At 71.4% G+C, this 14,846-nt stretch carries 6 protein-coding genes; 3 read left to right on the top strand and 3 right to left on the bottom strand.

Annotated elements, in window-relative coordinates; translation table 11 throughout:
• Window positions 1-162: 162 nt before the first annotated feature.
• Window positions 163-828 carry a SitA6 family polymorphic toxin lipoprotein gene (gene sitA6 / locus LXT23_RS45235; protein ID WP_253986746.1) on the top strand — a complete coding sequence of 222 codons (666 nt, stop codon included), beginning with the start codon at window positions 163-165 and terminating at the stop codon, window positions 826-828.
• A 12-nt stretch (window positions 829-840) separates the two neighbouring features.
• A complete protein-coding gene (gene sitI6 / locus LXT23_RS45230; RefSeq protein WP_253986745.1) occupies window positions 841-1,563 on the top strand; it encodes a SitI6 family double-CXXCG motif immunity protein in 723 nt (240 codons plus the stop codon).
• 274 nt (window positions 1,564-1,837) lie between these two features.
• On the opposite strand, the gene LXT23_RS45225 is transcribed toward sitI6, so the two are convergent.
• Entirely contained in the window at window positions 1,838-2,680 is an 843-nt protein-coding gene (locus LXT23_RS45225; protein WP_253986744.1) for a dienelactone hydrolase family protein, read from the bottom strand.
• Between the two features lie 93 nt (window positions 2,681-2,773).
• Between LXT23_RS45225 and LXT23_RS45220 the strand changes: the two genes are divergently transcribed.
• Complete coding sequence (locus LXT23_RS45220; RefSeq protein WP_253986743.1) at window positions 2,774-3,730, top strand: GlxA family transcriptional regulator; 957 nt, start codon at window positions 2,774-2,776, stop codon at window positions 3,728-3,730.
• A 45-nt stretch (window positions 3,731-3,775) separates the two neighbouring features.
• Here LXT23_RS45220 and LXT23_RS45215 read toward each other — a convergent pair whose 3' ends face one another.
• On the bottom strand, window positions 3,776-4,174 hold the full coding sequence (locus tag LXT23_RS45215) for a hypothetical protein (protein ID WP_253986742.1): 399 nt from the start codon (window positions 4,172-4,174) through the stop codon (window positions 3,776-3,778).
• A 263-nt stretch (window positions 4,175-4,437) separates the two neighbouring features.
• Window positions 4,438-14,775, bottom strand: coding sequence for a non-ribosomal peptide synthetase (locus tag LXT23_RS45210; protein ID WP_253986741.1), 10,338 nt, complete (start codon window positions 14,773-14,775; stop codon window positions 4,438-4,440).
• Window positions 14,776-14,846: the final 71 nt, after the last annotated feature.

The following is a 14,846-nucleotide window of genomic DNA, read 5'->3' as shown; positions in this document are numbered from 1 at the left end:
AAGCATCGGCCGCGTTCCGGGCGCAGGCCGTGGCGCGCTTCACCCGCCCGTCCTGGATGCGCTCTACCCTGAACTGGCCCTGGAACTGGAGCCCCGCGGGCATCACCTTGCTGGCGGCGCTCGACGCGAGGTAGCAGGGCGGGGTGTTAGGGTTCGCTGGTTATGCGAACTGTTCTCGTTTCGTGGTTTTCGCTGCTGACCGCGTCGTTGCTGGGCTGCTCAACGATTCCTCGCGCTCCCTTGCAGCACTCGTGGGACGAGGCTGCAGTGGAGTGCGAACACCCCGAGGAGGACCAGTGCGTCACCCTTCTGTGCCTGGGTGCCGACTGCGGCTTCTACCGCTGGGAGGACGCACCCGGTGAAGTCAAGTCGACGCGCTTCCCGGGAGCGCGGCCTCCTGCGGCGGCGCCGGGCAGCGGTCCGCGGAGGAACTGGGGAGGCGCGGGGAAGCTACCCGGTGGCGCCGTCATGGTCTTCCCCAACTGGAACGGCGGCCCCGAGAGAATCATCCCCCCTTCACGGCAGCTCACGCCCGGACGCTGGGAGAAACACCACATCTTTCCCCAGGCTCAAGACCTTGCGGAGTGGTTCAGGGATAGAGGCGTCGCGATTCACGACTACACCATGCTCATACCGCTTCACGTCCACCGACGGATTCACGGCAACGACGGGCGAGGGGGGCCATGGAACCAGGCATGGCGGCAGCTCAAGGATGCGAAGCCGTTCGCCAGCCCCGCTGAGCTCTACAAGCACGCGGGAGAGCTCATCTACCGCTTCGAGCTATTTGGCGGCCCCATCCAGCCCTACTATTCCCGGCCAGGGACGTGAGGGGCTCGGCGAATGACGAGGTTCTATTGGTTGCGCGAAGACGAGGCGGCAAGGGGCCGCTTCAACGGGAGTTTCGATGCAACGCACAGGTGGCGCCTGCCTGGCGTGCAGTGCCACGCCTGTGGCGTCACATGGGGCGGGGCGGGGCACGACTATCCCGGAGTGGACTTGTCGCAGCTGCCCGAGCGGGCGAGGCTCGTACGTCCCTGGCCGGTGGCTGTTGAGGAGTTCTCGCGCCTGCGCGAGCTGGCGCGTCCTCTGGTCCCTCCCGGTGCCGCGTTGCCTCCCGGCACGCAATTCGGGCCCCTGGAAGGCTCGGCCTCCGGGAAGTTCGGCCCCGTTGCATGGCAAGGCACCTCTTTGTTGCTCGTGCTCCGGGAAGAACTGGAGCGCCTCTTGGCAGAAGGGGTGCGAGGGCTCCGGGGCTACTCGACGGCGCTTCGGTTCCGCCAGAAGAACCCGCCGGAAATCCTGGAACTCCAGATCGAGCCCCATGGCCGACTGCACCCGGACTGCATCCCGCCAGACGTGCCTCCCCCGTGTGCCACCTGTGGCCGGTTCGCATTCTCGCGGCCCGACGAACCCATCCTTGAGGTGGCCTCACTTCCCACGGACCGGGACCTGTTCCGCGTAGGCAACTTCGCCACGATGGTCATCGGCACCGAGCGATTCATGGAAGCAGTGCGCCACCTGGACCTGGACGGCATCACCTTCCGCGAGCTGCCTACGCGGTGAGGGCCTCACCGCCGATTGAGGAGCCGGGCGGACGCCGGGGCCTCGACATCGAAGCTGTCACCTCCACTCGGGTTCGGCTGTCTCCTTGGCAGCTGGGACTCGGGCCCGGCCAGTTTCAGGAAGGTTACAGGCCGCCGGCCTGGGGGGCTGCGCGCTGCTCGTCACCCTGGCCATGCTGGCCAGCTACGGGCCCGCGCGGCGCGCCGCGCGCGTGGACCCGGCCGACGTTCTCCGCTCGGAGTAACCGCGCGGCACGCTCCGGCGTGTGTTCCCGTCACGCCAGGAGCCGCCGACGGAAGAACGCTAGGACTTCGTCTCTCGCGGCGGCGGTGGGCTCGCCCTCCCGGTCGACGAGGTGGACGGTCAGGACGCTGTGAGGCGTGGGGATGAAGCGGAAGAAGTCGTCGGAGCGCGCCGCCTTCGGGCCCGCGGCGCTGTCAGGCAGCACGCGCGCGACGAAGCGCTCGCCGAGCGCCCGCTGGTACGCGGCGAAGCGCTCCGCGCGACAGAAGGCGTCCCCCTCGAAGCGATAGGCGAGGACTGTCAGGTCCTCGTCCTCCAGTCGCTGCCGTACGCGCGCGAGCTCGTCGGGAGCAATCTGCACCCCCGCGGGCTCATCGAGCGGCAGCGACGGCTGCGACAGCACCGGAGCCAGCACCGCCTTCTCCAGCATCATCGACAGCGCGAAGTTGCCGGTGAAGCACATGCCAATCGCGCCCACGCCCGGGCCGCCGCACTCCGCATGTGCATGCGCGGCGAGCGCTCGCAGCCATGCCGAGATGGGGCTCGACTCGTTCGCGCCCAACGCCCGGAACTCCCTGCTGATGCACGCGCGCTCGAAGACGGCCCGTCCCTCCTTCGCGGTGGGCACGGCGCCGTCGCGGCCGAAGAGGCTGGGCATCCATGCCGTGAGGCCGGAGTCCCGCACCCAGCGGGCGAAGCGCGCCACGCGCGGGCTGATGCCCGGCATCTCGGCCATCACGATGACGGCGGGGCCGGTTCCCGCCGTGTAGACCTTTCGAGTCTTCCCCAGCAGCGTGACCTCCCGGTGCTGGAAGTCTTCGAGCGGGTCGTCTTCTTCGAGATTGCGCGGGGCCGCGGCTGCTCGGGTCGTCATGCTCCCTCCGATGTCGTCTGCCCGGAACAGACCATCGGTCTCCGTACCGACGCCAGTGTCGGAAAAGACGTTTTTCAGGCAGATTCGGACACCATGGCGTTCACCCTCATCGTCCCGGAAGGCGCCTTCGCGACGGGCGTCACGGCGACCCTCGACATGCTCCAGGCCGCGCGCACGCTGGGCGCGAAGTCACTGCACTTCGAGGTCTGCTCGGTCGACGGCGGAGCGGTCCGGCTCTCCTCGCACGTGAGCATCGAGACGTCGCGCCTGCGCATGATGGCCCGCGAGGACCGGACGACGTGGGTCATCCCGGGACTCGGCACCACCCACGCCGCCGCGGTGCGCGCACGGCTCGCGCGGCCGGACGCCACGAGGCTCTCCAAGGCCATCGCCCGTCATGTCTCGCGCGGAGGGCGCGTGGCTGCCTCCTGCTCGTCCGTCTTCCTGCTGCAGCAGGCGGGAGTCCTCCCTCACCGTCGGGCCACCACCACCTGGTGGCTCGGGGGCCTGCTCGCCGAGATGGAGCGGCGCTGCACCGTCGACACGAATGCGATGGTCTGCGCGGATGGTCCTGTCATCACGGCCGGAGCGGCCTTCGCGCAGACCGACCTCATGCTGCACCTGCTTCGAGAGCGCTGTGGCGCGCGGCTGGTGGACCTCCTCGCGCGCACCCTGCTGCTCGACGGCAGGCAGGCGCAGGCGAAGTTCGTCGCGCCGGAGTTGCTGGCGAACGGAGACGCGCTGATTGCGCGCATCACCTCGGAGCTCGAGGCGCGCTTCCCGAGTCCACCGGGTGTCGCGGAGCTGGCCTCGAAGCTCGGCATGACGGAGCGGACCTTGTCGCGCCACGTGCGGCGCGCGACGGGCCGGAGCCCTCTGGCGCTCGTCCACAGCGTCAAGGTCCGGCGCGCCCAGGCGCTGCTCCACTCGACGCGCCTGAGCGTCGACGACGTCGCCGCGGAGGTCGGCTACCAGGACGCGGGCACCCTGCGGCGTCTTTTGAAGAAGCTCGGCGGTGGCTCTCCACGCGCGCTCCGCTCGGCGCGGTGAAGCAGGGCGGCCTGCCTGGCGCGGCGCCGGGCCGCCCGGGAGACGTCATCCGCGCGGAGGGCTCGCGGGCGGGGCGGACTTCAGCTCCGTGAGCTGCTGCTCCAGCATGGCGACCTGTCGGTCCATGTTCAGCTTCTGGGGGAGCGCCCGGGCAACGCGGAGCGCTTCCTCCAGCGTGCGCACCGCCGCGCCCCGGTCCCCGTGGGCGTTCAGGAGGTTCGCCCGGCTCGTCAGCAGGAGCACCCGGACGCGCCCCTCGGCCTTGTTGTGGAGCGCGCGGTCGATGGCCGCCAGCGCGTCGTCGGGACGCTGCAGGGCCTGATAGAGCAGGGACAGGTGCCGCGGGGGCGCCTCGTCGTGCGGAAGCTCGCGCTCGTTGCGCTGCAGGAGGGGCAGCACCCGCTCGGGCTCCTCCAGCGTCAGGGCCGCGTTGACCAGGTTCATGCCGAGCGACACTTGGGCCTGGGGCGTCGGCGCGCGGGCGGCCTCGGCCTCCAGGAAGGTCGTGTGCCCTCCGATAACGCCGCGAGAAATCGGTTCCCACCGCGAGTGGTGGGGCGTCACTTTTGCCGCTTCGAGGCAATCACCGGACGGCTGGGAGGTCACGGCCCTGGCTGGGGTTCTCCCGGCCAGGGCCGCGCCACACGAGGCCCGGCGGGAAACCAGGGGCGCATCCGTCCTTCACGCCCCTGGGCCCGGTGCCCCGCTCATGCGGCGGGTGACGCGTCCTTCTCCTCCGCGCGCGCCCGCTCCAGCAGCGCCGACAGCAGCTCCGCCAGCACCTGCACGCCCGGGGTGCGCAGCACGGTGTAGTGGTTGCCGGGCACCTCCCTCAGGTCCAGGCCTCCCGTGGCGAGGGCCGCCCACCCGCGGTCCGGCGTGCGGTTCGTCTCCTCCGCGCCTTCGCTGGCGCGCAGCAGGGTGACGCGCCCGGAGAAGGGCCCGGGCACGTAGTGCTTCAGCGCACGCGTGTTGCTGGCGAAGACCTCGAAGAGGGTGCGCAGCTGTGGCAGCCCCACCTCGGGGACGAGCAGGCCCGCCTGGCGGCCCGCGTCCAGCAGGTGCTGGAGGATGGCGTCCGGCCCCTGCTCGACGAGCTGCGCCTCGGGCATCCACGGCGCGTTGGCGGCGAGCAGGGCCTGGTCCCTGGCGAAGAGGGCCGCCAGCTGAGCGCGGTCCTCCGTGTCCGTCTTCACGCGGTCCGCCGTGGCGGGGCTGGGGTCGATGAGCGCCAGCAGCGCCACCTTCTCCCCTCGGACTTCCAACTGGCGGGCCATCTCGAAGGCCACGACTGCGCCCAGCGACCAGCCGCCGAGCAGGTAGGGCCCGTGGGGTTGGACGGTGCGAATGGCCTCGACGTAGAGGGCGGCCATCTCCTCGAGGGTGCCGAGAGTGGGCTGCTGGCCGTCGAGTCCCTGGGACTGGAGGCCGTAGACGGGCTGGTCCGCGCCGAGGCGCCGCGCGAGCTCCGCATAGCCCAGGACGTTGCCGCCGACGGGGTGCACGAGGAAGAGCGGCCGGCGCTCACCCCCGCGCTGGATGGGCACCAGGGGCGAGAAGGGCGCGGGCACCTGTCGCAGCAGCGAGGCCAGGGCCTCCACGGTGGGCGCCTGGAAGAGTGCGGCCAGAGGCAGTTGGCGGCCGGTGCGCTCCTGGACGCGGGCCATGAGCTGGACGGCGAGCAGGGAGTGGCCGCCCAGCTCGAAGAAGTTGTCGCGGATGCCCACGGCGGGCACGCCCAGCAGCTCCGCCCAGAGTCCCGCCAGCGAGTGCTCGAGCACGTCGCGAGGAGACACCTGCTCCACGGTGGAGACGGAGACCTCGGGAAGGGGCAGGGCCTTGCGGTCCACCTTGCCGTTGGGCGTGAGGGGCAGGGCGTCCAGCAGGACGAAGGCGGAGGGCACCATGTGCTCGGGCAGCCGCTGCTTGAGTGCAGCGCGGAGCGCCTCGACGGAGAGGTCCGTCCCGACGACGTAGGCCACGAGCCGCTTGTCGCCCGGGCGGTCCTCGCGCACCAGCACCAGGGCCTGCCGCACGCCGGAGTGGGCGGACAGCACGGCCTCGATTTCTCCCAGCTCGATTCGGAAGCCTCGCAGCTTCACCTGGAAGTCGGTGCGGCCCAGGTACTCCAGCGTGCCGTCGGCCTTCCAGCGCACGAGGTCTCCGGAGCGGTACAGGCGCGCGCCGGGGACATCACTGAAGGCGTCGGGGACGAACCGCTCCGCCGTCAACTCAGGGCGCCCCAGGTAACCGCGCGCGAGGCCGACGCCGCCGATGAAAAGCTCTCCGGCGACGCCCACGGGCACCGGCCGCAGGTGGCGGTCCAGGACGTAGAGACGCGTGTTGGACAGGCCCTTGCCCAGCGGCGGGCGCTGGCCGTCCGGGACGCAGGCGTGGAGGGTGGCGATGACGGTGGACTCGGTGGGGCCGTAGGCGTTGAAGAACTTGCGGCCCGGGGCCCACTTCGCCACCACCTCGGCGGTGCAGGCCTCGCCGCCGGAGATGACGGTGCCCAGCGTCTCCAGGCCTTCGGTGGGCAGCAGTGCCAGCACGGAGGGAGGCAGCAGCGCGGAGTCGATGGCCTGGCCGCGCAGCGTGTCCACCAGGGGCTGGCCGGGCAGCAGCGCGTCGCGGGATGCGAGCACCAGGGTGGCGCCGTGCAGCAGCGTCGTCGTCACCTCGTACACGGCGGCGTCGAAGCTGTAGGAGGCGAACTGGAGCACGCGCTGGCCAGGCTCGAGGCCCGTGGCCTCGGCCATGTGTCGCGTGAGGTTGGGCACGCCGCGGTGGGCCACCATGACGCCCTTGGGACGGCCGGTGGAGCCGGAGGTGTAGATGACGTACGCGAGGCTGTCGGCGGTGCCCAGGCGCGCTGGCGCGGTGGCCGGGTGGCGGGACAGCTCGGCGGTGTCGAGCGCCAGCACGTCGCCGGAGAAGGCCGGCAGCACGCCGCGCAGGTGCGAGTGAGTGAGGAGCACCGCCGCGCCGGAGTCCTGGAGCATGAAGTCCAGGCGCTCGCGGGGGTAGGCGGGGTCGAGCGGGACGTAGGCGCCGCCAGCCTTGAGCACACCCAGCATGCCGATGACGAGGTCGAACGAGCGCTCCACGCACAGGGCCACGCGCATGTCGGGACGGATGCCTCGGGCCCGCAGCTCACGGGCGAGCCGGTTGGCGCGCGCATCCAGCTCGCGGTAGCTCAGCGACTCCGAGCCGAAGCGCACGGCCTCGGCATCCGGCGTCCTCGCCACCTGGGCCTCGAACAGCTCATGGACGCAGGCACCGTCGTCGAACGTCGCGGCGGTGTCGTTCCACCGGGAGAGGAGCTGCCGCTGCTCGTCTTCGCGCATCAGCGGCAGCTCGGACAGCCGGCGAGCCGGGTTGGCCGCAAGGGCCTCCAGCAGCGCGCCCAGGTGGCCCGCCATGCGCTCGATGGTCGAGGCGTCGAACAGGTCGGTGTTGTAGCTCAGCGAGCCATACAGGCCGTCAGTGCCGGGCGTCATCGCCAGCGTCAGCTCGAACTTGGCGACGTGGGTGGGGGCTGCCACGGAGGACAGCTGCACCCCGGGCAGCGAGATGGAGGAAGAGGGCAGGTTCTGCAGCGAGAACATGACCTGGAACAGCGGCGAGCGGCTCAGGTCGCGCTCGTGCTGGAGGACCTCCACCAGCTTCTCGAAGGGCACTTCCTGGTGGGCGTAGGCACTCAGCGTGCTCTCGCGCACCTGGGCGAGCAGGGACGCGAAGGTGTCCGAGTCGGAGAAGCGGGCGCGCAGGGCGAGCGAGTTCACGAAGAAGCCGATGAGGCCTTCCGTCTCCGTGCGGTTGCGGCCCGCGATGGGCGAACCGACGACGACGTCCTCCTGCCCCGAGTAGCGATGCAGCAGCGTCTGCCACGCGGCGAGCAGCACCATGAAGAGGGTGGCGTTGTGCTCGCGGGCAAGCGCCTCCAGCCGCTGCCCCAGCTCGGCGGGCAGCGCGAACGGGTGCACCGCGCCGTGGAAGGTCTGCATGGCCGGACGGGGCCGGTCGGTGGGCAGCTCCAGTGCCTGGGGTGCATCGCCGAGCTGCTGCTTCCAGTAGCCAAGCTGCGCTTCGAGCACCTCGCCGCGCAGCCAGTTGCGCTGCCACACCGCGTAGTCGGCGTACTGCACCGGCAGCGGCGGGAGCTGGGGCTGCGCACCGGAGGCGAAGGCCTCGTAGAGCGCCGCCAGCTCGCGGACCAGCACCCCCAGGGACCAGCCGTCGGAGACGATGTGGTGGGTGTTGAGCAGCAGCACGTGGTCGTCGGCCGCCAGCTTCAGCAGCGAGGCGCGGAACAGCGGCCCACGGGCGAGGTCGAACGGGCGGACACCCTCCTCGGTGGCCAGCCGCAGGGACTCGGCCTCGCGCTGCTCGGGCGACAGCGCCCTCAGGTCCACCACGGGCAGATGGAAGTCCGCGGCAGGGTGGATGACCTGCACGGGCTCGCCCTGGTGGGAGGCGAAGGTGGTGCGCAGCGACTCATGACGCCGGACGAGCGCGTCCAGACTCCGCTCCAGCGCCGCGATGTCCACCGCTCCGGTGAGCCGGACCGGCGAGGGCATGTTGTAGGAGGCGCTCCCCGGCTGAAGCTGGTCGATGAACCACAGGCGCTGCTGCGCGAAGGACAGTGGCAGGGACTGCGAGGATGTGTCGCGCGCCACCAGCGCGGGGGCCTGGAGGGAACGTCCCGGCAGCTGCGTCGACTCGATACGCGCGGAGAGGGCGGCCACGGTGGACGCCTCGAAGAGGGCACGCAGGGGCAGCTCCACGCCCAGCGTGGACCTCACGCGGGAGATGAGCTGCGTGGCCAGCAGCGAGTGGCCGCCCAGCTCGAAGAAGTTGTCGTGGACACCCACTCGCGCCAGCTTCAGGACGGCTGCGAACAGCTCCGCCAGCGTCTCCTCGGTCGGCGTGCGAGGAGCGACGAAGGACTCGGTGGACGAGGCACGCGCCACGTCGGGCACGGGCAGGGCCTTGCGGTCCACCTTCGCATTGGCCGTGAGGGGCAGGGTGTCCAGGCGCACGAGGGCGGAAGGCACCATGTACTCGGGCAGCCGCTGCTTCAGGGCGGTGCGCAGCTCGGCCATGTCGAGGGCGTCGGTCGCGGCGACATAGCCCACCAGGCGCTTGTCCCCAGCGACATCCTCGCGCACCACCGCCACGGCCTGACTCACGCCCGGGAAGGCGTGCAGGGCCGCTTCCACCTCGGCCAGCTCGATGCGGAAGCCGCGCAGCTTCACCTGGGTGTCGGCGCGACCGACGAAGTCCAGCACACCGCCGTCGAGCCAGCGCACCAGGTCGCCGGTACGGTAGAGGCGGGCACCAGGCTCGCCGGAGAAGGCGTCGGGGACGAAGCGCTCGGCGGTGAGCGACGGTTGGCCCACGTAGCCGCGGGCCACGCCGTCACCACCGATGAAGAGCTCTCCGGTGACGCCCACGGGCACGGGCTGGCCGTGCGCATCCAGCACGTACACCTGGGTGCCGGCGATGGGCCGGCCGATGGGCACGGTGCCGCCCACCTGCTCCGGATGCTGGAGCGCGTAGGTGGTCGCGAACACCGTCGTCTCGGTGGGGCCGTAGGCGCTGGTGACGCGGAGGCCCAGCTCTTCCACCGCGCGGCGCGCGTGGCTCGCGGACACCACGTCGCCACCGGTGAGCAGGTGCTTCACCGAGCGCAGCCCCGCGGAGGCATGGTCCACCAACTGGGTGAAGAGGCCGATGGTGGCCCAGAGCGTCGTCACGCCGGAGTGCTGGAGGACGTGGCCCAGCTCCTCGAGCGAGGGCACCTGGGGCGGCATCACCACCAGCCGGGCGCCATGCAGCAGCGCGCCCCAGATTTCAAAGGTGGAGGCATCGAAGGAGATGGGGGCCAGGTGCAGCAGCGTCTCGTCTGGCCCGAAGCGGGCGTAGTCCACGCCGAGCAGGGTGCGCAGCACAGCGCGGTGGGTGGTGCCAACGCCCTTGGGCCTGCCGGTGGAGCCGGAGGTGAAGTCGATGTACGCGAGGCTGTCCGGCAGCGCCGCCAGGGGCAGGGCGGTGGCGGGCTGCAGGGAGAGGTCGGTCTCCTCCAGCACCACGACGGGCAGGCCCTCCGTGGGCAGCCTGGAGCGCAGCGCGCGAGTGGTGACGAGCACGCGCGGGCGCGAGTCCTCGAGCATGTTGGCCAGGCGCTCACGCGGGTAGGACGGGTCCAGCGGGACGTAGGCGCCGCCGGCCTTGAGGATGGCGACGAGGGAGACGATGAGCTCCAGCGAGCGCTCCACCGCGAGGGCGACGCACGAGTCCGCCCCCACCCCCAGGCTGCGCAGGTGGTGCGCGAGCTGGTTGCCGCGCGCGTCCAGCTGCGCGTAGGTGAGCTTCTCGTCGCCGAACTCGACGGCGACCTTCTCCGGGAAGCGGGCCACCACCCCAGCGAAGACCTCGGGCAGGGTGGCGGAGCGCGGGGCGTTGGAGGCCGCGGTGCTCCACTCCCCCAGCAGCTTCTTCCGCTCCACCGAGGAGAGCATGGAGACGGAGGCGAGGGGAGCCTCGGGCTGCGAGGTCAGTCCTTCCACCAGGAGGCGGAAGTGCTCCGCCATGCGCTCGGCCGTCGCGGCCTCGAACAGGTCGGTGTTGTAGCGCAGGGCGCCGCGGTAGCCGTCCGGCGACTCCGTCAGGGTCAGCTCCAGCTCGAACCTGACGGTGGGGAGGGTGACCTCGCCCAGCGGGCGCAGTGCCAGCTCCGGCCTCCGGGCTTCCGGCTGCGCGGGAGCGTGGGTCGTGGCCCCAGGCGCGTTCTGCAGCGCGAAGATGACCTGGAAGAGCGGGCTGCGGCTCAGGTCTCGCGTGGGCTGCAGCTCCTCCACCAGTCGCTCGAAGGGCACGTCCTGATGGGCGTACGCCCCCAGCGCCGACTCCTTCACCCGGCGCAGCAGGTGGAGGAAGGAGGCGTCGTCCTCCACGTGGGCCCTCATCACCAGCGTGTTGACGAAGAATCCGATGAGGCCCTCCAGCTCACTGCGCTGGCGGCCCGCGATGGGCGAGCCCACGGCGATGTCCTGCTGGCCCGAGTAGCGGGAGAGCAGCACCTGGAACGCCGCCAGCAGCGCCATGAAGGGCGTCAGCCCCTCCCGCTGGCACAGCGCCGCGAGCTTCTCGGAAGCAGCAAGCGACAGCGTCACCGGCACGTGGGCGCCATGGAAGGTCTGCACGGGCGGCCGGGGCTTGTCGGTGGGCAGCTCCAGCGTCGTGAGGCCGGAGAGCTGCTGGCGCCACCAGCCGAGCTGCGCATCCAGCGTCGCACCCTGCAGCCACTGGCGCTGCCAGACGGCGTAGTCGGGGTACTGGATGGCCAGGGGCGGCAGGGGCGACGGCCTGCCCTGGGAGAAGGCCTCGTAGAGGGCCGCCACCTCACGCACCAGCACGCCCATGGACCAGCCGTCCGAGACGATGTGGTGCATGTTGAGCGCGAGCACGTGCTCCTGCGCCCCCAGCTTCAGCAACTGCGCGCGCAGCAGCGGGCCGGTGGACAGGTCGAAGGGCCGCAGGACGTCTTCGCGCAGCCGGCGCTCCAGCTCCGCGCGGGCGGCCTGGGGCTCCAGTCCGCTCAGGTCCGTCCTGCTCAGCGGCAGCTCGCCGTGAGGCGCAATCCGCTGGAAGGGCTGGCCCTCCTGCTGCGTGAAGGTGGTGCGCAGCGCGTCGTGACGCTGCACCAGCGCATCGAAGGCGCGCTGCAGGGCCTCCGTGTCGAGTGCCCCCTCCATGCGCATGAAGGTGGGCATGTTGTAGGAGGCGCTGCCCGGCTGGAGCTGGTCGATGAACCACAGGCGCTGCTGCGCGAAGGACAGCGGCAGAGGCGCGGTGCGAGGCACGGGGACCAGGGCGGGAGCCTGGAGCCCGGAGGCGGACTCGCGAGCGGACTCGATGCGCGCGGCGAGGGTCGCCACGGTGGCCGCCTCGAAGAGCGCGCGCAGGGGCAGCTCCACACCCAGGGCGGAGCGCACGCGGGAGATGAGCTGCGTGGCCAGCAGCGAGTGGCCCCCCAGCTCGAAGAAGTTGTCGTGGATGCCCACGCGCTGCACGCGCAGTACCTGGACCCAGAGCGACGCGAGCAGCTCCTCGGTGGGGTTTCGCGGGGCGACGTAGGCGGTGGCCTGCGCGGACGCCACCGACTCCGGCGCGGGCAGGGCCTTCCGGTCCACCTTGGCGTTGGCCGTGAGCGGCAGCGAGTCCAGGCGCACCAGGGCGGAGGGCACCATGTACTCGGGCAGCCGCTGCGCGAGGAAGGCGCGCAGCGCCGCCGTGTCGAGCGACCCGGGCGCGGCCACGTAGCCCACCAGGCGCTTGTCGCCGGGGACGTCCTCGCGCACCAGCGCCACGGCCTCGCGCACGTCGGCGTGGGCCAGCAGGGCGGCTTCGACCTCGGCCAGTTCGATGCGGTAGCCGCGGACCTTCACCTGCGCGTCGGCGCGGCCGAGGAACTCCAGCACGCCGTCATTGCGCCAGCGAGCCAGGTCACCCGTGCGGTAGAGGCGGGCGCCGGGCGCGGGGGAGAAGGGGTCGGGGACGAAGCGCTCGGCGGTGAGGGCGGGCTGCTCCACGTAGCCTCGGGCCACGCCGTCGCCACCGATGAACAGCTCGCCCGTGACGCCCAGCGGCACGGGCTGGCCGGAGGCATCCAGCACGTACACCTGGGTGTTGCCGATGGGCCGGCCGATGGGCACGGAGGTGCCCACCTGCTCCACCCCCGTCATCCGGTGGCACGAGGCGAAGAGCGTGGTCTCCGTGGGGCCGTAGCAGGCCGTCACCGGAATCTTCAGCTCCTCCAGCACGCGGCGGACATGGGGCGCCGAGACGACGTCGCCACCGGTGAGCAGCTGGCGCACGCCGCGCAGGCCCGCGAGGTTGTGGTCCACCGCCTGGGTGAAGAGGCCGGAGGTGAGGTGCAGCGTCGTCACACCGTGCTTCACCAGCACGGCCTCCAGCTCCTTCAGGTCGGAAGGCGAGTGGGGCGGGAAGACGACCAGGCGCGCGCCATGGAGCAGCGGGCCCCACAGCTCCAGCGTGGAGGCATCGAAGGAGACGGGGGCGATGAGCAGGAATGTCTCGTCAGGCCCGAGGTGCGCGTAGTCCACGCCGAAGACGGTGCGCAGCACGGCGGCCTGCGGAGTCCCGACGCCCTTGGGCCTGCCGGTGGAGCCGGAGGTGAAGTCGATGTACGCGAGGCTGTCCGGCAGCGCCGCCAGGGGCAGGGCGGTGGCGGGCTGCCGGGAGAGGTCGGTCTCCTCCAGCACCACGACGGACAGGCCCTCCGTGGGCAATCTGGAGCGCAGCGCGCGAGTGGTGACGAGCACGCGCGGGCGCGAGTCCTCCAGCATGTTGGCCAGGCGCTCACGCGGGTAGGACGGGTCCAGCGGGACGTAGGCGCCACCGGCCTTGAGGATGGCGACGAGGGAGACGATGAGCTCCAGCGAGCGCTCCACGGCCAGCGCCACGCGCGAGTCGGTGGACACCCCGAGTGAACGCAGGTGGTGTGCGAGCTGGTTGGCGCGCGCATCGAGCTGCGCGTAGGTGAGCTGCTCGTCGCCGAACTCGACGGCGACCTTCTCCGGGAAGCGAGCCACCACCCCAGCGAAGACCTCGGGCAGCGTGGCGCCGCGCGGGTACTCGGTGACGGTGGCGTTCCAGTCCACCAGCACCCGCCGCCGCTCCTCCTCCAGCAGCATGGAGACGGAGGCCAGAGGGGCCTCCGGGCGGGAGACGAGGGCCTCCACCAGCATGTGGAAGTGCTCCACCATGCGCTCGGCCGTCGCGGTGTCGAACAGGTCGGTGTTGTAGCCGAGGGTGCCGGCGTAGCCGTCCACCGACTCGGACAGGTTGAGCTGCAGCTCGAACTTGGCGACGGCGGAGGCGCCCTTCACCCCTACCGGGTGCAGCGCCAGCGTGCCTTCGCCCACCGGGCCCGTGGGCGTGTTCTGCAGGGCGAAGAACACCTGGAACAGGGGGCTGCGGCTCAGGTCGCGCCGGGGCTGCAGCTCCTCCACCAGCTTCTCGAAGGGCACGTCCTGGTGCGCGTAGGCACCCAGGGCGGTCTCCTTCACCTGTCGCAGCAGGTGGACGAAGGAAGACCGCGGCTCCACGTGGGCGCGCAGCACCAGCGTGTTGATGAAGAAGCCGATGAGGCCCTCCAGCTCGCCGCGCTGCCGGCCAGCGATGGGCGAGCCCACGGAGATGTCCTGCTGGCCGGAGTAGCGTGACAGGAGCACCTGGTACGCGGCGAGCAGCGCCATGAAGGGCGTGGCGCCCTCCCGCTGGCAGAGCGCCTGGAGCCTGTCTGACGTGGCACGTGACAGGCCCACGTGCACATGGGCGCCGCGGAAGCTCTGCACGGGCGGGCGGGGCCTGTCCGTGGGCAGCTCCAGCGTGGCGACACCCGAGAGCTGCTGGCGCCACCAGCCGAGCTGCTCCGCGAGCACCGCGCCCTGGAGCCAGGAGCGCTGCCAGACGGCGTAGTCGGGGTACTGGATGGCCAGGGGCGGCAGGGGAGACGGCCTGCCGTGGACGAAGGCCTCGTAGAGCGCACTGACCTCGCGCACCAGCACGCCCATGGACCAGCCGTCCGAGACGATGTGGTGCATGTTGAGCGCGAGCACGTGCGAGTCCGGCCCCAGCTTCCACAGGCCCGCGCGCAGCAGCGGACCGGTGGTGAGGTCGAAGGGCCGCAAGACGTCCTCATGCAGCTGCCGCTCGAGCTCCGTCTGCGAGGCTTCCGACGCGAGCCCGCTCAGGTCCACCACTGCCAGGGGAAGGCTGGCGCCAGGCGCGATGACCTGGAGGGGCTGGCCCTCCTGCTCGATGAACGTGGTGCGCAGCGCTTCATGGCGCTGCACCAGCTCGACGAGCGCGGCCCTCAGTGCCTCGATGTCGAGAGACCCTTCCAGCCGCACGAAGGACGGCAGGTTGTAGGTGACGGTCCCCGGTTCGAGCTGGTCGATGAACCACAGGCGCTGCTGTGCGAAGGAGAGCGGCAGGGGGCCGGTGCGAGGCACGGGCACCAGCGGTGGGAGCTCGGGGCCCTGCTGTCCCTGCTTCAGCGCCTGGGTGATGCGTGCGGAGAGGG

The sequence above is a fragment of the Pyxidicoccus xibeiensis genome, from assembly GCF_024198175.1.
Classification (GTDB): domain Bacteria; phylum Myxococcota; class Myxococcia; order Myxococcales; family Myxococcaceae; genus Myxococcus; species Myxococcus xibeiensis.
This window is presented reverse-complemented; position numbering and strand designations above follow the sequence as displayed.

Bases quoted from the DNA above. Each gene is read 5' to 3' on its own strand.
- sitA6 (WP_253986746.1), top strand. From the start codon at position 163: ATGCGAACTGTTCTCGTTTCGTGGTTTTCGCTGCTGACCGCGTCGTTG.
- sitI6 (WP_253986745.1), top strand. From the start codon at position 841: ATGACGAGGTTCTATTGGTTGCGCGAAGACGAGGCGGCAAGGGGCCGC.
- LXT23_RS45225 (WP_253986744.1), bottom strand. From the start codon at position 2,680: ATGACGACCCGAGCAGCCGCGGCCCCGCGCAATCTCGAAGAAGACGAC.
- LXT23_RS45220 (WP_253986743.1), top strand. From the start codon at position 2,774: ATGGCGTTCACCCTCATCGTCCCGGAAGGCGCCTTCGCGACGGGCGTC.
- LXT23_RS45215 (WP_253986742.1), bottom strand. From the start codon at position 4,174: ATGAACCTGGTCAACGCGGCCCTGACGCTGGAGGAGCCCGAGCGGGTG.